Below are 21,751 nucleotides of genomic sequence, written 5' to 3'. Positions count from 1 at the left end.
CAAATTTGGGGAAATTTTGGGGAAGCGCCTTTGCAATACTACCAGCCAAATGACATTTAGCGACGACTGGCTGCGATAACCCCGATAAATGAAAACAAAAAATGCGACATCAAAAAATCGACTTCCATGTGGTCGATTTTCGTTGCTGGTGGGCCGTGAAGGACTGAACCTTCGACCAAAGGATTGTGCATACCACTTCGACTTTCGTCGCCCGTTTCCGGTTTGTGGTCTGGACTCTATCTTGCCTTTCGGCCTTCCCGTCGAGTCTCTACACGTTCCCTTATGAAGGGCTTCGCTCGGTATTGGCATAGCGGAAAATCCACCACAGCTTTCACCGAATTTGAGAAGTTCTACGTCCAGACAGAGTGAACTTGCCTGGCGCAACCCATTGAAAGACGCCATGCGCGAATCCGCGTGTAGGCTTCCTTCGCTAAGTCCTCTGCTCTAACCAACTGAGCTAACGGCCCATTCAACATTATCCCACGACTAACGTTATCGGAATACACAACGATCTGGCCAATCGATTGGGGTTTGAGGACGGACCGGAAGGAGTGTGCAGCGGGGAACTACAAACGTCATTGGTGTTCGTATTGCCTCAACCAATGCCTTTCTGCGGTCGGATCGCTCTCCGTCCTTGAAGGTCTTGCCCAGTACTACACGCTTGAATTTCTGAGTCGTTTCCAAGACAAGGAGCCTGGTCCTTTAGATGCATATCAGTGTTGATTCGCGAGCTGAATTACCCAAGTGTGCGCGATTACAGGTACCCAGTATTTTTTTCAATTTTCGTTTCTGAAACAATGCTGTGTTGCGCTAACGGCTGGGTATCAGGACTCGCGTAGCGCGGGTAATCCATGCCGCGTAGCAACAGGCAAGGTCGTCAACGTACAATTTGATACCAAGCGACACCATCAACATCGAGTTGCGCAATGGCCTCGCCGCGATGAATCAAGTAATTGAGGTGGGCGACACTCTCGCCAGTGGCCAAGCCGAGTTGAGTGTGATCATCCAAAGCGATTTGCCGAGAGAATAGCGCATCGAAGACATCGACTGCGCGCTTTGGCTGCTGCAGTGCAGTTCGCAATCGCTCAATTGCACTCGTCTGGCTAGACGCGAGGTAATCGAGTCGTGCATGCAATTCACGGAATGGTTCGTTATGCGCAGGTAGCACGAGCACATCATTGGGAACTTCGCGTTTGATTTTTTCAATCGAAGCCATCCAATCTTCCAATGGGTTTGCATCTGGCTCGGTCGGGAAGACCGACACGTTTGAGGAAATTCGCGGTAGCACCTGATCACCAGAAATCAGAAGCTTGAGATCAGGGCAATACAAACTGGCGTGCTCGGGCGAATGGCCGTTACCCACTACAACTATCCACTGGTGATCGCCAATGGTAATAGATTCTCTATCTTGCAAGCGGCGATAGCTGTCCGGTAAAGCATGCGTCATTTTTCCGAAATTGCCGAATCGTGTACGGTAGTGCTCAATGGCATTCTCATCCCATCCAGCCGCCTCATAAAAGCGTATGCCGTCCTCTGGAGCCTCGCGACCTGTGTCAGCAACAAGCGTTCGGCATGACAAGTATTCCAAGCGTGTCATCCATAGCCGACAATTAAATTTGCGTGTCAACCAACCTGCCATGCCAATGTGATCTGGATGCATGTGCGTGACCAGAACACGCGAAGCCCCTCTCGTTCCGAGTGCGCCCGAAAACAACTTCCGCCACGCGGCTGTAGTGTCACTTGTCCGCAGGCCTGTATCGACGATGGCCCAGCCGTTGCCATCTTCAATCGCCCAAAGATTAATGTGTGACAGTACAAACGGCATGGGCATGCGTATCCATAGAACTCCTGGCGCCACGAGGCGAGCTATGAGCCTGTTTGTGGTGCGCCGCCAAGCGGATATACCAGAATGGGCCTACGTTCTTCACAGTGGTCATTCTTTGGTTCAGTCATTCATTCGAGCCCTTACTCAATCAGTAATTCCATCAATTCCAGCGTAATACAAATTACATATCCAGATTAGAATCTGCAGTCCCATTGCAACTTTGTCCCGAGAGTTCTTCTCGCCAATTCGGTCTTCCCACGCAATGCGGGAAAGTGGACGTATCCCGCTGCGGCAATTGTTTCTTGCTCATATTTTGCGACTGACTCAGCCAGCTATGGCACGCATCGTTGGCGTTCCGTAAGTTGTAGGCCCGATTGATTCGTGAAAAAGCCAACACGACACGAAGATAGTTCACTATTCATAGAAACAGCGTTTTTGCGCAGCTCACTTGAAGTTAATAAACACGCTACGCGTTTCAGTATTCTTGCCGCCCAGTCTTCCAGCCGCTACGGCAACGGCGGACAGCGTGATGTAGTGATTAGAATCGAGACAGGCAACAGTAAGTGTTTCGTCCTTTATTGCGCTGGATTTGGAGCATTCTCGAACAATTACTTCACGCTTAATTGCAGATGTTGAATCAATGCGGCGAACGCTTGGAAATGCACCGGATCAGTGACCGAGCTCAATGGGTTCGGATGTGAGCCAAACTTAGCGATCACCAGATCGTGTTCCGGGAACACGTACAGCAACTGGCCGAATGCACCATGGGCGCCGAAAGAGCGCGGAAAATTTGGGTTGACCCACCACTGGCTGCGATAGGACCAGCCTTTGCGTGTCTTGAATCCACCGCCTTCGAAGGCTTTCGCATCGGCACCACGGGCAATGTCCTCGACCACTCCTGCCGGTATCACCTGACTATTGTTGTATCGGCCCTTTTGCAGCATTTGTCCGACGCGCGCAAGGTCGCGGATGCACAAGGACAGCCTGGCGAAGGCGACCTCGGTACCTTTCGATCGAGGAGAAAATCGCCATCGGCTTCCTGGCGCTAAGCTTGCTCCATAACCGGTCGGTTAACCATGCCGTCAAAGATTGTCCTGCCGCGCGCATGGCCAGCCAAGCGGCAACGTCGGTCGCCGGTGAGTGATAGCGGAACACGCTACCGCGCTCGTCCCGCTGCGCTTTCAGCGTTGCGAGCATTGGCAAGATGCCGTCCGGGTCAGTAGGGTTCTTGAATTGTGGTGCCCAGCCCATCGCCGCCGCATATCGATAGATGTCACTCTTGGGGTCTGTATAGTTCTCTGAAAACGCCACGCCGTCGGTCATATCCATCACCTGCCGTACTGTGGCGTCCGCCCAGGCGCTTTCGGCAAGTTCCGGGATGATATCGCTGACTTTCGCGTTTTCATCTAGCTTGCCTTCACTCACCAGTGTCGCCGCCATCAGCCCGGCCATCGATTTTGTCGCGGAAAACAGAAGATGCCGTGATTCCGGCGCCATGTTGTTGAAATAGCGCTCATAGATAATGCGTCCGTGATATAGCACCACAATCGCGTCAGTGTGGGTAACTTTGAGCATTTCCGGCCATGTCATACGGCTTTCGCCTTTTGCCGAAACTACTAACTCATCGAGTGTTTTCAATGCATGTGGCAACGGCTGCACCGGACCGGTATGCGGCAAAAGGCGCGTTGGGAACAGCTCGCGTACGTGCTGAAAGGCCCATATTTTTTGCGGATATGCTTGCCAGTTAGCAATGTTGACCTGGTATGTCGGCGGCGGCGGAAAGCCCTGCATCAAACGCGCAGGATCGAGTGGTGGCGCAGCGGTGAGCGGCTGTGCGAGCGTAGCGCAGGTAAGAAACAATGCCAAAAACATGGCGGCAGTGCGGTATAAAGAAATCAGATTCATATTCACCTCGGGTATTTGCCGGGCAACGTACTGGTTGGTACGCTGTCACAATGGGTGCATGACGCGAGAACAACGATTAATCCATGGCCTTGCTTGTTCAAGAAAACAGCGCTCGCCTGTCGGCAGATTTCCACGCGACCACCGCGACAGGCGATCAATTCTGCACCGGGCATCACCAGATCGAAAGTCGAAATCATCCTTCTCAAAAAAATCAATGTACTTACTGTAATCATTGGCCGATGCTATGGCCATCGTCCATGCGGACGATGGCCAAGCCGGGCATCCCCTAAATAATCTACCCGGTGCTACAGGACAAGTCTATATTTCCAATTGGGAGAGAAGTCATGGCAGGTCGTTTGGGCAAAGGTTGCCTTTATTACCGGCGGTGGATCGGGCATCGGTGAGGCGACGGCTCACCGTTTCGCAGAGGAGGGAGCCACAGTAGTCATCTGCGGTCGCCGCAAGGAGCCGCTGGAATCCGTCGTGGCTGCGATCTGCGCCAAAGGCGGCAAGGCAGAGTGGGCACAGGCCGACGTCAGCAAGGAGGAGCAAATTGTTGTCGCCATTCAGGACGCCGCCAAGCGCCACGGTCACCTCGATATATTGGTGAATAACGCCATGGCCTTCAGTTGGGGGGGGGTCGACAAAACCACTACCGAGACCTGGCATTCGAACTTTTCCACCACGGTCGATGGTACCTTCTGGGGTGCCCGCACGGCACTGCAAATCATGAAGGCGCAGGGGACTGGCGGTTCCATCATCAACGTTGCCTCGATTTGTGGGCTATTCGATGTGCCGATGATGGCCGGCTACAGCGCCGCCAAGGCGGCCGTCATCAACTTCTCGCGCGCCGTAGCCTCCGAAGGAGCTAGCAAGAACATACGTTGCAATGTAGTGATCCCGGGTGTCGTCGAGACGCCGGCCACTGCTGACATGCTGGCTGACGAGAAGCAGCTCAAGAATGCGACGAAACTCGTGCCCATGCGGCGCGTCGGGCAGCCGGTGGAACTCGCCAACGCCATACTGTTTTCGCTTCGGAAGAGTCTTCATATCGTAACTGGTGCCAGCCTGTCGGTGGACGGCGGTCGCGCTTCGGAACTATTTACCGGTTTAGTTCGATATCTGATCACTGGCGCTCAGGTCTGCCGGCGCCAGATCATGCGACCTGCCTTAAAGGTGGCCTTTACGCGGACTGCTGATAGGTCGAGTTGCGCATTCCGCCAGGGCCGATCAAGCAGGCAGAGGTCCGCACGCGAGTTTGGTGAGATACGTCGCGGCGGTCCGCCTGGGTCTTGCGCATCTGTCAAGAATAGTGCCAGTGCGCGATTTGGGGACAAAGCTTCCGAACTGCCTATCTGTGCACCGCTGCGGGTTCGCCGCGTCACTGCGGCGTGCATTGCACGCCAGGGGTCGGCGTCTCCGAAGGGCGCATCGGTGCCGGCTGCGAGCGCAATACCGGCGTCGAGAACTCCTTGGCAGCGATACAGCCAGGGCCGGTCCGCTTCGCCGACCTCGGAAATGTAATCGTCGCCGCGCTCGTAGACAAAATTGGGTTGGGTAACCACGGTGACGCCCGCTGCAGCGAGCAGCGGCAGGACATCCGGTGGCGCGACGGAAGCGTGCTCGATGCGGTCGTCGCGATGATGTCCGGCTTCGGCCAAGGCCGTCAGCGCGAACACCAGTTCGACCCGCGTGACACAATGGATCGCAACAGCACGGCCGGCGGCGTGGGCGGTATCGATTTCGGCGCAGATGATGTCGAAATCGGGCAGGGTAGCTTCGCGCAGATGGATCTTTCGCGCGCCTATCCGTAGCGCAAACGTGCCTGCGGCGCCATCGAGCGTAGCGTTTCCCAGCGCGAGCACATCCTGTAGCAAGTGTCCGCACGCCTGCTCGGCCGAGAAGTGCCTAATTTCGCTGAGACCATTATTTGGAGAGGCGTCAGTGACGCCGGTGACGCCATAGCTTGCGAGTAATTTGCTCGCACGTTGCAGGGCTGGTAGTTCGCGCGCAAGGCGTTGGCGCAGCCAAGTATCGGCATCGTAGATGCGTCCTGTCGGGCGTCCGGCGACACGTTCCAGTGGCGCATCTTCGCCGCCGCCGAGGCGCTCAAGGGCGCAGGAATTGACGATCCAGAGGCGGCCGCTGCGATGCTGGATACGCACCGGCTGCGCCAGTAACACGCGATCGATCCAGTCCCTGTCGATGTTGCCGGCGACCGACTCATGGTAGGCGATGCCGCGTATCCATCCGTCGCTGTCTACAGAGTTCGCGTCGGCGCTCTTGAGCAGGCTAAGTGCAAGCTCTTCAGCCGTCCTCACCTGCGGCGGACCGCAGACTGCGGACTCAAGTGAGCTTGCCAAGGCAGCCAGATGCAGATGATGGTCGAGAAGACCTGGCAGCAGTGCCGCGCCGTCTGCCTCAACCACAACCTCGCCAGTATGCGCTTGCAGATGCTGACCGATGTCGGTCACCGCTTCGTTCGCTATGCGCAGATCGACGATTGTGCTGAAATCGATTTCGGCGTTCCGGATCAGCATGAAATGCCGAATTCTTCAAGGATGGCTGTCGTGTCGGCTCCCAACGTCCGCGCCGACCTCGCGGAGTTGCGCGCCTGTGGCCGGATCTCGCTGAGGCCCGCTTCTTGCACGAGGGCGCGCCACGACAGCCAGCGCGCGCGCCGTTCCGAAGCTGAGGGAGGCAGGAGAATCCCATACAGTGCGCCACGATATCGCGCAGGCTGAAAATGAGCAAGTTTCCACCGCCGGCACGATAGCTCGCCCAGGCTGCCAGCGCCGCATGCATGCCAGTGAGGGGATCGGCGATGGCATCACCACAGATCAGTGCTTCTCCGGTCGGTTCCAGTAGCAGGCTGGAAAGGCCGGCTGCAACTGCGGCGTCGTCGCCGTAGGCTGCCCAGTTGGCCTCCGGCTCCCCGCGCCCGTAGCCGCTGATGCTCACCCAGCTTAATCCCGGTCGTGCGGCCAGCATTTCCTCGGCGACGATGCCCAGTTGTCGCAAAGCGCGCGGGCGAGAGCCTTCGATGACGATGTCGGCTCGCAATAGAAGTTCTCGCAGCTTCGCTCTGTCGGCATTGGAACTGAAATCCAGCGCAAGGCTTTGCTTGCCGGCGTTGAGCAGATCGTTGAACGCTTGCGGACCTTTTCGCGCGCCGTCGGGACGTTCCCAGCTCTCAACCTTGATGACTCTTGCGCCGAGCGCCAGAAGGAGATGCGCACAGAGCGGGCCAGCCCAGAGCGCAGAGAGATCAACGACCAGGGGCGGGGTGGCTGTGTGCCGCACGACAGCCGCTCCAGCGTGATGTATTTTAAACCAGGCTGGCGATCGTACTGCTGGCGGGTCGGCCGGCGCCAGTGCCAGACCCATCAGACGTCCGCGCTCAACCAACGGCATCGATTTCCGTTCGGCGGCGGCGGCGGCGACTGTATCCCATGAGGCCTCGATATCGATTTCCAGCCAGGCCGGAAGCAAGGTCCAGTCCTCCGTGCGGGCTAGGTTCAGGGCCAGCCAGCCATCGGTGCAGCGCAGCAAGCGGCAACTGCCGCCCGGCGAGGCCGAACCCTGCCGCTGCAGACCTGCGATGGCCGCGCGCTCGCCCAGCAGCGCCGCCCCTGATCGTGGCAAGCGCAGGCTGTCGGACCCGGCGATGGCGCTGATGGCTTTAATGACGCCATCGGCACATGAGGCCAGGGGCACGGGACACATCTGTGCGTTCCCCGAAGCGTTTCCGGTCAGAGCCATAAGTCCGCAATTGGCCCAGGCGATGGCGGGATGCGCGTCGGTAGGGGCATCGCTGCGCTCGACGGTTGCAGCCAAAGTCGATAGGAGTACGTTAGCGTAGTCACTGGCGGTACCGGTTCCGGTCAAGCGGCAAGGGGTGTCAAGCATGAGTTGGTGCGCGTCGGGGTCGGAGGTCACTTCTGCACAGTAGAGAAATCCATGGGCAAGATCAAGCGTTAGTCCGATCAGACGATTTCATCGTCCGGCGTCCCAATAGAATGCTTAAGTTATTGGGTCGGTGCGCCACCCGTCTTGCTCGTTGGGCAAAAACGTTGATGCACATATTTAGGAAGGTCGCCCCCCGTCATTGTCGCCGAGGAAGACGCCAACCGTGGAAGGAAACCGGTCATGACTACACAGCAGGAATTCGATGTGATCGTTGTCGGTTCGGGTGGCGGGGCGCTTCTGTCTGCGGTGCGGGCAGCTGACCACGGACTTTCGGTGCTAGTCATCGAGAAAAGCGACCAGTATGGCGGCACTACCGCCACCTCGGGTGGCGTACTGTGGATCCCCCTGAACGGTCAGATGCCGGACGACTTCGAGAGCGCCTACACTTACTTGAAGGCCGCCGTGGGTGACACAAGCACCGATGCCAAGGTCCGCGCCTATCTGGAGTCCGGTCCGGAGATGGTTCGGTATATCAACGAGAAGACTTCGCTTCGCTATCAGGTTCAGAGCGAATACCCGGATTACTATCAGGAGATGCCGGGCGCCGCCCGGTGGTCGCAGCATGCAGCCCCAGCCTTTTGACGGCGCCCAGCTTGGTGACGAATTATCTAGCTGCGTGAGCCGCATCCGGGCTCGACGCTGATGGGCATAAACATGAACGTCGACGAAGCCAACACCATGGCCACCAAGGGCCCAGGCTGGCTCTGGATCACCGTCCGCACTTTTGCCCGTTACTATTTGGATTTGCCCTGGCGCTTCAAGACCAAGCGCGACCGCCGCCTGTGCCTGGGTAATTCGCTTATAGGTTCTCTGCGCTATTCGATGGCGCTGCGCAATATGCCCCTGTGGCTGAATTGCCCGCTGGAATCTCTCGTTCAAGAGAACGGCCGGGTCGGGGGCGTGGTCGCCAGCCGCGATGGCAAGCCGATCACCTTGCGTGCGAGGCGCGGCGTGATCCTGGCGGCGGGAGGTTTCGAGCGTAACCAGGAGATGCGCGACAAGTATCTGCCGCAGCCCAGTCGTCAGGAATGGGCATCCACGCCCAAGGCGAACAATACCGGCGACACCATCCGCGCGGCCCAGGCCATCGGTGCCAGGCTTGCCAACATGAATCAGACCTGGGGCGTGCCTTCGGTGACGTCGCCCATGTCGCCGCAGGGACAGCAGCCGGTATTCTCCGAACGGGGACTGGGCGGCTTCATCGTCGTCAACAAGCAGGGCAAGCGCTTTGTCAACGAGGCGCTTTCCTATGACCGCTTCCAACTCGCGATGTACGAAGACCATGCCAGGAATGGCGGTGCCATTCCCGCCTTCACCATCTTCGATGCCACCTTCCGCAAGGATTGCCCGCACGGTACCATCCTGCCCGGCGTGATCATGCCCGATGCGAAGATTCCGAAGGAGTGGTGGGGCGATTTCGTGTTCAAGGACGATACCCTGGAAGGGCTCGCGCGCCAGATCGGCGTGGATGCGGCGGGTCTGGCGCAGTCCGTGAAGAAGAACAATGAATACGCCAAGACCGGAGTTGACCTCGACTTTGCCCGCGGCAATACCGTTCATGATCGATATTGGGCGAACAAGGCGGTCAAGCCCAACCCCTGCCTGGTAGCGATCGAAAAAGGGCCGTACTACGCTATCAAGCTCTGGCCCAGCGATACCGGCACCAAGGGCGGTCCCGAAATCACGGAAAACGCGCAGGTGGTGAATGAGGCGGGGGTACCGATTCCGGGCCTCTACTGCATCGGCAACAATTCGGCGGCTGCCCTCGGGCGCTCCTATGCCGGCGCAGGCTCAACCATCGGTCCCGGCATGGTCTTCGGTTTTCGCGCCGCCAATCACCTGGCGAAAGCCTGAATCTGCTCGACGGCGAAACACAGCGGGCGCCTGGCGCCCGCTATTTTATTGCCCGCCGCGCCGCTTTCAGGCGCAGCATTTCCGGACGGTCGGCGACCAGGCCTTTGGCCATCAAGGCCTCGATGTCAGCTTCGGCGTAACCGACTTCCGCGAGGACTTCCCGAGTGTGTTCGCCGAGCATGGGCGGATGCTTCTTGACGCTGGCCGGAGTGCCGTAAAAGCGGATTGGGACGCCGGTGACTGTGAACTCGCCGAGCTCAGGATGCTGGATGGGTACGAGCATCCTGTTGTGCAGGATCTGCGGGTCCTTGACGACGTCCTCGACCTCGTTGATCGGCGCCGTCAGTACGTCCGCGCCGATCAGCCGCTCCACCAGTTCTTCGCGGTCGAACGGGCTGGTGCGCTCCGCCATGACTCGGTCGAGTTCATCCTGGTTCTTCAGCCGCGCAGCGATGTCGTGGAAACGCTCGTCGGTGTCCCAGTCGGTACCGAGCGCGCGGCAGATATTGGGAAAGAACTTCTCGCCCGGCGTCGTGATCACCACCTGCTTGCCGTCGCGCGTCGGGTAAACGCCGGAAGGTGCGAAATAGAGGCTGCGGTTGCCGGTGCGTACCGGCCTGTCGCCGGTGGCGAGGTAGGTGCCGATGGAACTCGCCTGTGCGTGCATCAGCGCGTCGAGCAGCGATACCTCGATGCGCTGGCCCGCGCCGGTCTTGTCGCGTACGCGCAGGGCGGCGAGGGCGGCGTTGGCGACGAGCAGCGAGGTCATCACGTCCACCGCCGGAAAGCCTGTTCGCACGGCCGGGCCGGCGGGATCGCCGTTCAACGTCAGCACGCCGGTGTAGCCCTGGGCCAGGAAGTCGATGCCGGGCCGGCCGGCATAGGGGCCGTCCGGGCCGAAGGCAGTGACGCGGATCCAGATGATGTCCGGCTTGTGCGCCTTGACCTGTTCATAGTTGATGCCGAGCTTCGACAGTGCCGGTTCCCGCACATTGGTGACCAGGATGTCGGCGGTTGTGGCGATGCGCGCAAATACTTCCTGCGCCTCGGCCTGCTGCAGGTCCAGCACCAGGTCGCGCTTGCTGCGGTTCAAGCTGAGAAACGGGCCGCGCTGGTCGCCGCGCATGGGTCCCAAGTGGCGGCTCTCGTCGCCGTAGTGGGACTCGATCTTGATCACGTCGGCGCCGAGGTCGCCCATCAGGGTCGCGCCGTAAGGGCCGGCGAGCATGGTGGACAGGTCGAGGACGCGCAGGCCGGCGAGGGGCCCGTCGGCGAAATTGGCGCTTGATTGTGCGGTAGAAAAATCTGACATTGGAACTCTCATCTGTGCCTTCGCTCCTGTTGGTGCGATAGAAGTCATTTCGCTTTTTGATCGATTCTTGCCAAGGATGCATTGAATCCGCAGCGATCAGACGACGCGAGGACAAACTCTTGGTAGCGGCTAAAGAGCCCCCCTAGATGCTGATCGATTTCGTCTTGGGTGTAGTCCAGGGCGTGAATGGTTGAAAATCCTGCAGCAGAGGCCTTCGCCTTTGCTGCATCAGCATCATCGACGCCGAAATAAACGTTCATAATGCCTTCGCCTCTTTGCGCCAGGAATTCGGAAACCGCGCTGTCATTTTCGCGGCCCGGCATAGGGGCGCAAAGCTCAATGCCCGCATCCCACGAAATGACAACATGGATACCGAAAGGTTCTCCGGTCCAATGGGCATCCTGAAACGTCGCGCCTAGCATATCGGCATATAGCTTTTTCGACTGCTCCAGATTCCTGACCGCGATAACCACACGGTTAACCCCGCGCAACTTCATCTTTAGCTCCTCTTCAGGCGTCATGCACGCGGCTGACGACCTCGTGCATCAGGTTGGCATCCTTCCGCACCTCGGCGGGGAACAGCAGGACGATGCTGCGGTAGAGTCCTGCCGCCTTGGCCTTGATGATGTCGCCGATCTCTTCGTAGGTGCCGCTGAGCACCCATTCATCGAGCATGGCATCGGTGATCAGCGCGGGCATCTTCGGCCACTCGCCGGCAATCGAGAGCCTGTGCAATGCCAGGCCCACGTCCTCCCAGCCGTGATGGGCGAGGACCGGGTGGTAGGAACGGGTCGAGGCGTAGAAGGCGATCTGCTTGCGCACGTCTTCGCGAGCCTGGGCCACTTCCGCCTCGTTGCGGCCCAGCGCAGTGAACGGCTCGCCGATCAGGTCGAAGCCTGCCAAATCGCGCCCTGATCTGGCAGCGCCCTCGGCGATCGCCGGCGCCAATACCTCGCGCGTGTAGCGGAAGGTGGCCACAGGGTGAAGGCGCAGTCCGTCGCAGAGTTCTCCGGCCAGTCTGGCCATGTAGGGATTCACCGCCGCGGTGTAAAGCGGTACTTGCGGCCATTCGCTGGGGCCGGGATTGAAGAAGGGCGGCAGCAGCGTGAAGCGGTAGTGCTCGCCTTCGAAATAGGTGGGCTTGGCCGGGTTCTGGAAGCTGGTGAAAATCGCTTTCAGGCAGCGGAAATAGTCGCGCATGCGTGGCCCCGGCGCGCTGGTCCAGGGCGTGCTGTAGCGGCGTTCGTTGTGTCCCTTGACCTGGGTTCCGAGGCCCAGGCTGAAGCGGCCGCGTGACAGGCTCTGCAGGTCCCAGGCTAGTTGCGCGGTGACCATGGGGCTGCGCGGAAAGGCGATGGCGACGTTGGTGGCGAGCTGAACGCGCCGCGTGTGTTCTGCGGCGATTGCCAGCGGCAGGAAGGGATCGTGCCCGGCCTCGGGCATGCACAGGTTATCGAAGCCGAGTTCTTCCAGTTCCGCCGCATTCCTGGCGAACGTTGCCAACTCTAGGCGCGGCTGGCCCTGTCCCGCATATTGCTCGCCTTCGGGCGCGAGCAGCCCTGTTTCGACGCGCAAGGCTACTTCGCCTGATGCAGCAGTTGCCAGAGGCGCCGTGGCGAAGCCGGTGTCTCGCGTATCTCCAGCCCCAGGGGGGCAAGCGCGTCATTGACGGCGCAGTGGATCACGGCCGGCGTGGTGTGCATCGCACCTTCGCCGCAGCCCTTGGCTCCCAGCGGCGTGAACGGGGAGGGAGTGACGACGAAATCCTTCCTGGCCATCGGTATCTCGTGGATCGTCGGGATCAAGTAATCGACGAAGGTCGTCACCAGAGGTTGCGCCTCATCGTTATAGACGTACTCCTCGTACAGGGCGGCGCCAACGCCCTGTGCCAGGGCGCCCTGCAACTGGCCTTCGAGGTTGCCCGGATTGAGGCGGGTGCCACAGTCGTCGACGATGAAGTATTTGAGGATATCGGTACGCCCGGTTTCCCGATCAATTTCCAGCATCACCAGATGCGTGGCGTTTGCCGCCGTCAGGTAGGAGCGGCAGCGGCCTTCCTCGTCGGGCATGTTGCGATCCGGAGCAGTCCACACGTAGGTCGCCTCGGGGCAGGGTTCGACGCCGGGCGGCAGCAGGTCGGCGCGCGACAGCATCAAGCCAGCTACCTCGGCCACGCTCATGCCCGCAGTCGGATTCTGTTTCAGGCGCAGGCGTCCCTCCATCAATTCGACCTGGTCAGGTTGGGTCTGCATGACGTGGGCGACGACCCGGCAGAACAGCTCATCGAGTTTTTTGGCTGGCGCCCAGTATAGCGCCAGTAATGGCCACGCCGAGACGGCTGCCGCCTGGGCCGAAATGGGGCGGGGTGGCGTCGGTCGCGGCCGTCGTCACCTTCACCGCGTTGTAGTCCATGCCCCAATAGTCGGCCGCGACCTGGGCGGCGACGGTGTATTGGCCCTGGCCCTGCAAGGTAAAACCGACGACGATGGTGAGATTGCCAAAGACATCGAAGGCCAGCTTGACACCCTCGGGCACTTTATTCCTGAACGCCAACCGTAGCGTAGGCGTTCCAGTCGAATACGCCGGGCTCGACTGTGCTCGCCACGCCTATGCCTATCAGTCGTCCTTGAGCGCGCGCTTGGATCTGCTCTTCGCGCAGGGCGCGGTAGTCGGCCATGGCCAGCAGCTTGTCCAGCACCGCTTCGTAATTGCCGCTGTCGTATTACGTTGCCGGCGGGCGTCGTGTAGGGAAACTGTTCGGGACGGATATAGTTGTAACGCCGCAGTTCTACGGGATCCATGCCCAGCTTGCGCGCCGTCATGTCCATCAGCGACTCGAGCACGAGGAAATGTGGTGGCGGACCGTAGCCTCGGTAGGCGCCCGTGGGTGCGCGGTTGGTGGCAATCAGGAGCGTATCGTACTGCGCCGCTTCGATGCGGTAGGGTCCAGTGAAGGCTGCCAGCGGCTTGGCCACCGAAATAGTGCCCCAGCCCTCGGTGCCGGCGCCTTGGTCGTCGATTAGCCGGACCTTGAAGCCGGTCACGGTGCCGTCCGCTTTCACCGCTAGCGCGGCCTCGTAGTGCCGGTCCCAGGACTGGCTGAAGCCTGCTATCAGGTATTCCATGCGGTCTTCGATGTACTTGACCGGCCGGCCTTCGCTCTTGCGTGAGAGCAGGGCTGTGATATCGGTGCCGCGCGGACCACCCTTGCCGCCGAAGGAGCCGCCCATGGGATGGCTGACGATACGCACCTTGTTGCTGGCCAGGTTGAGCGCCATGGCGCGAGCGGCCACCCAGAAACGGGGTGTCTGGTACGACCCGTGGACGGTCAGGCTGTTCTCGGCGAGGTCCCACTGGGCGATGCAGCCGAAAGTCTCGGTCGGATTGGCGCCGACGCGGTTCCAGCGGAAGCTGTTGCTGACGACGTGGTCGGCTTCAGCAAAAATCCGATCCACCTCGCCCCAGTTGTAAATACGACTCTGCACAACGTTGCTGCCGTGCGCTTCGAAGAGTATGGGCGCTCCGGTCGCCATGGCCGCTTGCGGGGTCGCTAGTGGCGGTAGCAGATCGTATTCCACGCGGATCAGTTCGAGTGCATCCTCAGCGATGTAGCGGCTATCCGCAGCAACGGCGGCCACAGGCTCACCGACAAAGCGCACCTTGTCAACGGCCAGACAGTATGCGCCCCATCCCTCTGGCGCGGTGTAGGCGGGGTTGGTCCATAGCTTGGCGTCCTCGCCGGTGAGCACGGCGGTTACGCCTTCGAGTGCCTCTGCTGCGCTAGTGTCGACCTTGAGCACTCGGGCATGCGGATGCGGGCTGCGCAATATCGCGCAATGCAGCATGCCGGGCATCTCCATGTTGTCGATGAACTCTACCGTACCCGACACCAGGGCCGGATCCTCGACGCGCTTGACGTCCTTGCCGATGAACCGGGTTGCGCCGCTGCGAATGTGTTCCGGCAGCGTGGAATTGTCGATAGCCATATATTGCCCTTGCAGATCAGGCGCTGGCGCGCATGCGCTCGGCCGCCAGGCGCACCGAGGCGAGGATGCTTTCGTAGCCAGTGCAGCGGCAGAGGTTGCCGCCCAAGGCTTCCTTGATCTCATCTTCCGAGGGATTCGGGTTTTCGCCAAGCAGTTCCAGCGTGGTCATCAGAAAGCCCGGTGTGCAGAATCCGCACTGCAGTCCGTGCGCATCGACGAAGGCCTGCTGGATCGGATGCAATTGACCGGTTTGGCGATTGCGCAGACCTTCCACGGTCGTCACTTGGGCACCATCCATCTGTACCGCCAGGGTCAGGCAGGAGCGGGCAGAGCGGCCGTCGATCAATACGTTACATACACCGCAAATGCCGTGCTCACAGCCGACGTGGGTACCGCCCAAGTGCAGGTCGTGGCGCAGAAAGTCGGCCAGGGTCAGGCGCGGTTCGACGTCGCGCTCATAGGCCTTGCCGTTCACCTTGATGTTGATGCGTTGCTTGGTAGTCATGCTCAATTTCCTAATGGGCGCGGCCAGCGGCTTCGACGAGACAGCGCTCTGCCAGTGTTTTCACCAGGTGGCGGCGGTATTCGCCGGGGGCATGGATGCAGGACATGGGTTCGTCGAGTGCGTCGGCTGCCGCCGCAGCAGCGCGAGCAAAGGCCGCTGTGCTAGGTGCCTGGCCCTCGAGTGCGGCTTCGCCTGCGGACAGGCGCACTGCGGTCGGGTTAACTCCGAAAGCCGCCATGCGCACTTGGTGGCAGAGGCCCTTGTCCAGACGCAAGGTCAGGGCGACGCCAGCCAAGGCCAAGTCGCCATTGCGCCGCGCGAATTCCTGGATCGCCCAGCCCGTTCCTTCGGGCAGCACCGGCATGCGCACCTCGGTCAGGATCTCGCTGGCTTCCAGGCTGGTGGTCATGTAGGTGACGAAGAACTCGTCCGCTGGGATAAGTCGCTCGCCGGCCGGCCCGATGGCTTTCATCTGCATGTCCAGCACCAGAGCTACTGCAGGGTATTCGGAGGACGGATCGGCATGCGCGAAAGAACCGCCAACAGACCCGCGGTTGCGGATCTGACGATGCCCGATTAACTTCGTTGCGGCATGGAAGAGCGGCTGCCGGTCTTTGATCATGTCCGAGTCTTCGGCACTGCGTTTGCTAGCCATGGCGCCGATTGCGATGATACCTTCCTCTTCGCGAAGATAATCGAGGTCGGCGATACGGCGCAAGTCGATCAGTACCTTGGGGCGAGCAATGCGCATGGCCAGCATGGGCATTAGGCTCTGCCCCCCGGCAATGATCTTGGCGTCCGCCCCTCATTGTCAAAAAGCGCTCGAGTAGTGCCACGGCCTCGCCTATTGTTTCCGGGGCGAGGTAGTCAAAGGGTGCCGGCTTCATGGTGAATTCACTGTCGGTCAGCTTCAAAAGGAAATGGGCAGCGTCTGCCCTGAATTTTAAATCCAATAATCACACTCGGGCCGCCGCCCGACCAACGTCCAAACGGACTAACGCCCTTATCGGCTCAGCGTCCGAATAGGCGCCGGACGAAATTGCGCAGACCGTTCCAGAACACCGTAAGTAATACTGCGACAATGTCGATCGAATCTTCCTTGGGCGGCACGAGTTGAGGTGCTGCCGGCACAATTGGAACCGCCCCTGCCTCTGTGACGGTGGATGCCGGCGACTGCTCGGTCGGCATCTCGAGTCGCGCACGTAGATTCGCGACGTACTTCTTGATGATCTGCGCCGATACACCCTCTATCATGCCGCGACCGACCTGGACAATACGGCCGGTGAGGTCCACGCTGGAGTTGCAGCGAACCTCGGTGCCACTGCCGTCAGCCAGCGCACCTAGCTGCGTCGCGATGGTGCCGCAGACTGTGCCGCCGCCGCGCTCACTGCCCTCGGCCAGCAATTGCATTGTGTAGGCATTCTTGTCCAATGCCTGATAGGTAATTGTCCCTGGTATTGGGCGCTCACGGCGCCGATCTTGATTTTCACCGCGCCGGCGAAACGCCGGGCGTCGATGACTTCCGTCAGGGATGCCCCCGGCATACATGCGACGATGTTGTCCGGGGAAAGAAGAAACTCCCAGACTTTGTCGATGGGTGCTGCGACCTTGAAGGTCTCTCTAATATCAATAGACATGGTTTGCCGTGCTTAGTGATTTCAATCGAGACGGGGACGATTCCGGTGCCTGCCGCCAACTCTCACATCATCTTTGCACCGACTACAGGGGGAGGCATCGTCCGTAGAGACTATCACGCGAGTTGTGGACGCTAGTCCCGGAAGACGATGCGGCCTGGCTAAGCGCGGATGACGATAGCTACTGCAGCTATTCAGCAGTTGTTCAAACAGGGGAGAATTCGATGCCGGGCACATCTGCCATGAAAGCGGCCATGCATGATATCGACCGTTTCAACGGCGGCGACCTCGAAGGTGCTGGCGCTCTATGCCGACAATGCAAGCGCCGAGGATCCGGTTGGCACGCCCCTTCATCAGGGCAAGGAAGCCTTGCGCCAGTTCTACGCCACGGCGATCGAGACCGGGGGCCGACTGGAGTTGGTAGCGCCGATGCGCGGCTCTCGAGGTAATGCCGCCGCCATGGCCTTCGACGTCAAGCTGAACTTGCCGAGCGGACCGGCGACTGTGCGCGTGATCGACGTCATGAGCTTCGACAAGGAATGCAGGATCACATCGATGCGTGCCTTCTGGGGACCCGACGACTTCATTTCGAGTTGATGAGGTCTGGCGTGACAAGGTGTAAGGCTTGCGACAAGCAGCAAAATCGGGCTTTATCTTCTCATTCGATAGGCCGCGATGTTCCGAGCTGCAGTTGCGGCGCGTACCGTGCTGTTGTCTATTCTGGCGCCGATCTTGACGTGGTGAAAAACCGCCCACGTAGCCTGGGATTGTAGCCCGCTGGGGTTCCGAGGAAATTCATGCCCGAGCGACGGATGGCGACCACGCCAACCGATGGCGAGATACCGAACCTGCAGCGGAATGAACCTTTCTTGGCGCATTTTCCTGGCAGTCTGCGTAATAGTGGCCACCTTTACTGCGGTACTGGCGAATATGGTGCCTCTTTTGCTGAGGAGCACGGCCTAACGCCAAAGCAGGCACCACTACTTAGAACTATCCGTAAATAATATTTATGGTTAATTTGATTTTCCTAAACGCGATGATCGCTGCGGCAAGATGGTTGAGTACCGAGGAAACTGCGTTCAAGTTTCTCATACCGCACGAGCGAACTTGCGAAAGCGTTGAACCAGCTATGTGCGACCTCTAATCCACCTCCGGCTCGCTTCGTCGGACGACGGCGTTTCTCTTTGGCTTCCCGTGTCGCCCTTTGACGTGTGGAATGTAGCCGCGCTTTTCAATGATGCCGAGCGCTGGCGCGCCGTTATAGCCCGCATCGGCGCATAGGTGCTTGCTACGCCGCTCAGGCGGATCGGAACGCTTGACGACAATGCTCTCCAGAACGGCTTCCAACTGACTGACATCATGTCGGTTGGCTCCGGTCACGATGATCGACAGCGGGACGCCACGACCGTCCACCAGCAGGTGTCGCTTGCTCCCATTTTTTCCCCCGATCCGTCGGGTTGCGCCCGACAGCTTCTTGAGCCAGTGGCGCTTTCATCATTGCCCCGTCGATACTCTGCCATCGCCAGGCGATGCCTTCAAGATCGTCATACTCCGCCAACCCGGCTTTCCACCGGGCTTCAAACACGCCGACTTCATTTCGCGGTGATAGCGCTGGTGACAAGGTGTAAGGCGGTCGCACTACCAAAGCGCAAAATCAGGCTTTAGCTTCTCATTCGATAGGCCGCGATGTTCCGAGCGTGACCAGTTGCGGCGCGTACCGTGCTGTGTCTATTCTGGCGCTGATCTTGACCTGGTGAAAAACCTGCGCACGTAGCCTGGGATTGAGCCCGCTGGGGTTCCCGTTCGGAAGCGACGGCTGGCGACCACGCCAACCGATGGCGAGATCCCGAACCTGCAGCGGAATGAACCTTTCGGCGCATTTTCCCTGGCAGTCTGCCTAATAGTCGGCCACCTTACTGCGGTACTGGCGAAGATGGTGCCTCTTTGCTGGAGCACGGCTAAGCGGCACCACTACTTAGTATCGGTGATTTCCGTCGCCGGCGTGAGCGGCAATCTACTGTTCAGTATGCTTGCTGGCCGGATCAATCCGAAACAGCGATTATCTTGCCGCAGCTCTTGGCTGGAGTGCCGTTGCTGGTACTGACCGTACTCAGGTTTTCTGCGTCAAGTGCTGGCTGCTGTATCGGTGGGCCAGGCCTCCGCCGCCTTCGTACCGGCCTTGGGCACGATCCGGGCACGAATTTGCGGCCCTTGGTATTTGGTCGCGTGGTGGGCCGCATGCAGCCGGTTGCCATCGTGATGGCGATGTTTGCAACGCATATGACGGATTCTCTGCCCGACGTGGCGAGAAGCTATTCCTTGGTCTTCCTGAAGTTGGTTGGTGCAGTGGCGGCGCGGTAGCGGCCTTTCTGCCGCCGCAGGTGAAAAGTTGGGATTGAGGTCATATATCAGACTGCTTAATCGGACGCTGCCTGACCGTTGGGCATGTCGCACGCCCGGCTCGTAGGTCCATGCTGCCACAGACCAGACCAGACCCGCGTTCGCGTGCGGTCAGGAGGTGGTTGGTCATGGGACAACTTCTCGCCGGCAATGTCAAAGCTTGCGTTTGTCAGCGTTCTTGCTTACGCTTCCTGACTTGGACAAGTTGCGCGCAGAGAGCAGGACATGCCGGGCGCACTTTGTTCTTGTTCTTGGGTGGGAGAAGGAGAGACCGCATGGCTGCTATTGATATGATCAAGCGTAGCAAGGCGACGCGCGACGCGCTATCCGGAACTGACGGAATGGCGTATCTGCTGGCAGACATGCGGATGACACCTGAACAGCTCTGTGAGTTGCTGGGGCTGATTTACCAGGGACCCATGGAAGCCATACCCTGGGGCAGCGCCCTGACGCGTCTGCGAACCTATCTCAATGCGAATTGGGTCACGATGATATTGCGTCCCGCGGCAGCCAACCTGACCGCGCTTGTGATACGTGATGGTGGCAAGGGACCGGAACTCTACGATTCGTCTTACAAGCGGTTTTCCGTGTTCTCGCTGGATCCATTCGTCGGTCTGCCGCGCGACAAGCCGGTGACCATAGACGAGATAATCGAGCCGGCACAATGGCTCAACGGAGAATTCTTCAAGCAATACCTCGAGCCGAACGAGATCCGCTACATCCTCGGTGCCGATATCGATGCCGAGGCGCGGAACCGAGGTCCGTCTGCGCATGACGAGACCGCCTGAGGCTGAGGGATTTCTCGGCCGCAGACAAGGCGTTCTGCCAGGCGCTGATAGCGCATTTCAAGCGTGCCGTGAATCTGCATTCGCGCATGGGGCTGATGGAAGTCGAAATGAAACTCTATTCCACGACTATGGACAGTATGCTGGTCGGCACCGTGATGCTAGATGAAATGGGCGCCATCATGCGTATCAATAGCATCGCAGAGAGGATCCTGGGCGATAAGGACGGGATCAGTACCAATCGGGGCCGGCTGAGTGCCGAATATCGCGTTGAGGACCGGGAACTGCAGCGTCTGATAAGGCAGATGCTGGAAATGCCAGCCGACACGCCGGCGATTGCCGAGGCGATTTCGCTGACTCGACCGTCGGGCCGGACGAAGCTTGGCTTGATGATACGCCCCATCCCGGCAGGCGAGTGGTCCGAGGGGCCGCACCGTCCTGCTGTTGTGGTGTTTGTCCGCGATCCCGAACAAAGTTCTCAGCCTTCCTTTGAGTTGGTCAAGCAGCTATTCGACCTGACCCCGGCGGAAGCCAGGCTGGCGTTGCTGCTCGCAGACGGCATGACGCTGGATGAGGCGGCCGAGGCGCTGGAAATTCGCAAGAACACCATACGCGCACACCTGCGCGCGATCTTTTCTAAGACTGGGGTAAAGCGACAAACGACTCTGGTGACTCTCATGCTGAACAGCGTAGCCGCCATCCGGTAGGAATGCTGGGCTGTTACAGAAGTAAAAGGAGTCCTGGATGGAGAAGGTGGTTTACTTGGTTTGGCGCGAGCAGAGCGTGGATGCCGAGCAGTTCAGTACCAATCTTCGGACGGATTTAGCCGACCGCCTGCTGGCACTCGGTGCCCGCGGCTTGCAGGTTAACGTGCAGGATGGTGATGTCGCTGAGGCTGCGGGTCTGCGCCTTATCAATACTCGACCGCAGCCGGAGGCCATGGTCTCTGTCTGGGTAGACTGCGCGGTGGACGCTTTGCGCCGTCCATTCGACAAAGCCGTCGCGAATGTTGTGCCGAGAATGGCCGCGTATCTGGTGAGCGAATCAACGCCCATACGCAATACCCTCCACCCGCCCGGGCCAAGGCTACGCACCGAGGGCTGGTTCCAGGTCGCCCTGCTGGGCCGACCGCCACGCCTGCCGCCTGAAACTTGGCGCGACATCTGGCAGAACAGCCATACGCAGGTGGCCGTCGGCACGCAAAGCACCTTTCTATACGTGCAAAACTTTGTGATCCGCGTACTCAGCTACTCCGCGCCGGTTTACGACGCGATTGTCGAGGAAGGCTTTCCCGCCGCAGCGATGACCGACACTTATAGCTTTTTTGACGCCGTAGGCGATGAAGCGAAATACCACCGCAACCACAAGGCCATGATAGACAGTTGCCAGCGTTTCATCGACCGCGACAGGATCGACGTCCTGCCGACCAGCCAGTACCTGATCAAAGAATTGGGCAAGTAACCATCCCCCGGCAAAGCCGGGGGCTTTCGCGTCGCGGGGCCCCTCAAAGGGGCCCTATCCGCGACTAAAGTCAAAAGCTCGCAATTTTTGAAAGTCTCTTTACATCCAAATCCTG

17 protein-coding genes and 4 pseudogenes are annotated in these 21,751 nt (G+C 59.5%); 6 read left to right on the top strand and 15 right to left on the bottom strand.

All coding sequences use genetic code 11. The annotated features are described in order from the left end of the window. Window positions 1-877: 877 nt before the first annotated feature. The 3 genes from IPP88_10120 to IPP88_10110 all read right to left on the bottom strand — a co-directional run bounded on the left by IPP88_10120 (window position 878) and on the right by IPP88_10110 (window position 3,697). Complete coding sequence (locus IPP88_10120) at window positions 878-1,831, bottom strand: MBL fold metallo-hydrolase (protein MBL0123048.1); 954 nt, start codon at window positions 1,829-1,831, stop codon at window positions 878-880. 602 nt (window positions 1,832-2,433) lie between these two features. Beyond that, entirely contained in the window at window positions 2,434-2,802 is a 369-nt protein-coding gene (locus IPP88_10115) for a serine hydrolase (GenBank protein MBL0123047.1), read from the bottom strand. Continuing rightward, on the bottom strand, window positions 2,741-3,697 hold the full coding sequence (locus IPP88_10110) for a serine hydrolase (protein MBL0123046.1): 957 nt from the start codon (window positions 3,695-3,697) through the stop codon (window positions 2,741-2,743). Before IPP88_10110 ends, IPP88_10115 begins: the two co-directional genes overlap by 62 nt. A 363-nt stretch (window positions 3,698-4,060) precedes the next feature. On the opposite strand from IPP88_10110, the pseudogene IPP88_10105 reads away from it, so the two are divergent. Beyond that, window positions 4,061-4,843: pseudogene (locus tag IPP88_10105) on the top strand (SDR family oxidoreductase). A gap of 23 nt (window positions 4,844-4,866) precedes the next feature. Here IPP88_10105 and IPP88_10100 read toward each other — a convergent pair. Further along, window positions 4,867-6,270 carry an amidohydrolase family protein gene (locus IPP88_10100; protein ID MBL0123045.1) on the bottom strand — a complete coding sequence of 468 codons (1,404 nt, stop codon included), beginning with the start codon at window positions 6,268-6,270 and terminating at the stop codon, window positions 4,867-4,869. Next, window positions 6,152-7,639, bottom strand: coding sequence for a CoA transferase (locus tag IPP88_10095; protein MBL0123044.1), 1,488 nt, complete (start codon window positions 7,637-7,639; stop codon window positions 6,152-6,154). Before IPP88_10095 ends, IPP88_10100 begins: the two co-directional genes overlap by 119 nt. 240 nt (window positions 7,640-7,879) lie before the next feature. Between IPP88_10095 and IPP88_10090 the strand changes: the two are divergent. Next, window positions 7,880-9,553: pseudogene (locus tag IPP88_10090) on the top strand (FAD-dependent oxidoreductase). 40 nt (window positions 9,554-9,593) lie between these two features. Here IPP88_10090 and IPP88_10085 read toward each other — a convergent pair. The 9 genes from IPP88_10085 to IPP88_10045 all read right to left on the bottom strand — a co-directional run bounded on the left by IPP88_10085 (window position 9,594) and on the right by IPP88_10045 (window position 16,993). Then, entirely contained in the window at window positions 9,594-10,865 is a 1,272-nt protein-coding gene (locus IPP88_10085) for a CoA transferase (protein ID MBL0123043.1), read from the bottom strand. Between the two features lie 44 nt (window positions 10,866-10,909). Then, entirely contained in the window at window positions 10,910-11,362 is a 453-nt protein-coding gene (locus IPP88_10080) for a VOC family protein (protein MBL0123042.1), read from the bottom strand. A gap of 13 nt (window positions 11,363-11,375) precedes the next feature. Continuing rightward, complete coding sequence (locus IPP88_10075) at window positions 11,376-12,440, bottom strand: TIGR03617 family F420-dependent LLM class oxidoreductase (protein MBL0123041.1); 1,065 nt, start codon at window positions 12,438-12,440, stop codon at window positions 11,376-11,378. Between the two features lie 2 nt (window positions 12,441-12,442). Next, entirely contained in the window at window positions 12,443-13,117 is a 675-nt protein-coding gene (locus tag IPP88_10070) for a molybdopterin-dependent oxidoreductase (protein MBL0123040.1), read from the bottom strand. A gap of 141 nt (window positions 13,118-13,258) precedes the next feature. Beyond that, complete coding sequence (locus IPP88_10065; protein MBL0123039.1) at window positions 13,259-14,851, bottom strand: xanthine dehydrogenase family protein molybdopterin-binding subunit; 1,593 nt, start codon at window positions 14,849-14,851, stop codon at window positions 13,259-13,261. 16 nt (window positions 14,852-14,867) lie between these two features. Next, on the bottom strand, window positions 14,868-15,356 hold the full coding sequence (locus IPP88_10060; protein ID MBL0123038.1) for a (2Fe-2S)-binding protein: 489 nt from the start codon (window positions 15,354-15,356) through the stop codon (window positions 14,868-14,870). 10 nt (window positions 15,357-15,366) lie between these two features. After that, window positions 15,367-16,122 carry an FAD binding domain-containing protein gene (locus IPP88_10055; GenBank protein MBL0123037.1) on the bottom strand — a complete coding sequence of 252 codons (756 nt, stop codon included), beginning with the start codon at window positions 16,120-16,122 and terminating at the stop codon, window positions 15,367-15,369. A gap of 245 nt (window positions 16,123-16,367) precedes the next feature. Further along, window positions 16,368-16,787, bottom strand: a complete 420-nt coding sequence (locus tag IPP88_10050) for a hypothetical protein (protein MBL0123036.1) — start codon at window positions 16,785-16,787, stop codon at window positions 16,368-16,370. Next, window positions 16,697-16,993: a hypothetical protein gene (locus tag IPP88_10045; protein ID MBL0123035.1), complete on the bottom strand. Its 297-nt coding sequence runs from the start codon at window positions 16,991-16,993 to the stop codon at window positions 16,697-16,699. The genes IPP88_10050 and IPP88_10045 overlap by 91 nt, the downstream gene beginning before the upstream one ends. Before the next feature lie 221 nt (window positions 16,994-17,214). Between IPP88_10045 and IPP88_10040 the strand changes: the two are divergent. Then, window positions 17,215-17,587, top strand: a pseudogene (locus IPP88_10040) (nuclear transport factor 2 family protein). 543 nt (window positions 17,588-18,130) lie between these two features. Here the strand turns inward: IPP88_10040 and IPP88_10035 are convergent. Then, window positions 18,131-18,403 (bottom strand): transposase, encoded by a 273-nt coding sequence (locus IPP88_10035; protein ID MBL0123034.1) that lies wholly within the window; start codon window positions 18,401-18,403, stop codon window positions 18,131-18,133. A gap of 678 nt (window positions 18,404-19,081) precedes the next feature. Here IPP88_10035 and IPP88_10030 point away from each other — a divergent pair. The 3 genes and pseudogenes from IPP88_10030 (at window position 19,082) to IPP88_10020 (ending at window position 21,636) form a co-directional block, all read left to right on the top strand. Further along, entirely contained in the window at window positions 19,082-19,351 is a 270-nt protein-coding gene (locus IPP88_10030; protein MBL0123033.1) for a hypothetical protein, read from the top strand. A 380-nt stretch (window positions 19,352-19,731) separates the two neighbouring features. Continuing rightward, a pseudogene (locus IPP88_10025) lies at window positions 19,732-20,882 on the top strand (helix-turn-helix transcriptional regulator). Window positions 20,883-20,919: 37 nt separating this feature from the next. Continuing rightward, the gene (locus IPP88_10020; protein MBL0123032.1) at window positions 20,920-21,636 is read left to right on the top strand and encodes an EthD domain-containing protein; all 717 of its coding nucleotides are present in this window, start codon (window positions 20,920-20,922) and stop codon (window positions 21,634-21,636) included. The last annotated feature ends 115 nt before the right edge of the window (window positions 21,637-21,751 follow it).

The sequence above is a fragment of the Betaproteobacteria bacterium genome, assembly GCA_016720925.1.
GTDB lineage: Bacteria > Pseudomonadota > Gammaproteobacteria > Burkholderiales > Usitatibacteraceae > UKL13-2.
This window is presented reverse-complemented; position numbering and strand designations above follow the sequence as displayed.

Excerpts from the sequence above, each read along its gene's own strand:
- IPP88_10020 (MBL0123032.1), top strand. The coding sequence starts at position 20,920 with ATGGAGAAGGTGGTTTACTTGGTTTGGCGCGAGCAGAGCGTGGATGCC.
- IPP88_10100 (MBL0123045.1), bottom strand. The coding sequence starts at position 6,270 with ATGCTGATCCGGAACGCCGAAATCGATTTCAGCACAATCGTCGATCTG.
- IPP88_10070 (MBL0123040.1), bottom strand. The coding sequence starts at position 13,117 with ATGCAGACCCAACCTGACCAGGTCGAATTGATGGAGGGACGCCTGCGC.
- IPP88_10065 (MBL0123039.1), bottom strand. The coding sequence starts at position 14,851 with ATGGCTATCGACAATTCCACGCTGCCGGAACACATTCGCAGCGGCGCA.
- IPP88_10110 (MBL0123046.1), bottom strand. The coding sequence starts at position 3,697 with ATGTTTTTGGCATTGTTTCTTACCTGCGCTACGCTCGCACAGCCGCTC.
- IPP88_10045 (MBL0123035.1), bottom strand. The coding sequence starts at position 16,993 with ATGTCTATTGATATTAGAGAGACCTTCAAGGTCGCAGCACCCATCGAC.
- IPP88_10080 (MBL0123042.1), bottom strand. The coding sequence starts at position 11,362 with ATGAAGTTGCGCGGGGTTAACCGTGTGGTTATCGCGGTCAGGAATCTG.
- IPP88_10120 (MBL0123048.1), bottom strand. The coding sequence starts at position 1,831 with ATGCCCATGCCGTTTGTACTGTCACACATTAATCTTTGGGCGATTGAA.
- IPP88_10085 (MBL0123043.1), bottom strand. The coding sequence starts at position 10,865 with ATGTCAGATTTTTCTACCGCACAATCAAGCGCCAATTTCGCCGACGGG.
- IPP88_10055 (MBL0123037.1), bottom strand. The coding sequence starts at position 16,122 with ATGCCCATGCTGGCCATGCGCATTGCTCGCCCCAAGGTACTGATCGAC.
- IPP88_10060 (MBL0123038.1), bottom strand. The coding sequence starts at position 15,356 with ATGACTACCAAGCAACGCATCAACATCAAGGTGAACGGCAAGGCCTAT.
- IPP88_10095 (MBL0123044.1), bottom strand. The coding sequence starts at position 7,639 with ATGCTTGACACCCCTTGCCGCTTGACCGGAACCGGTACCGCCAGTGAC.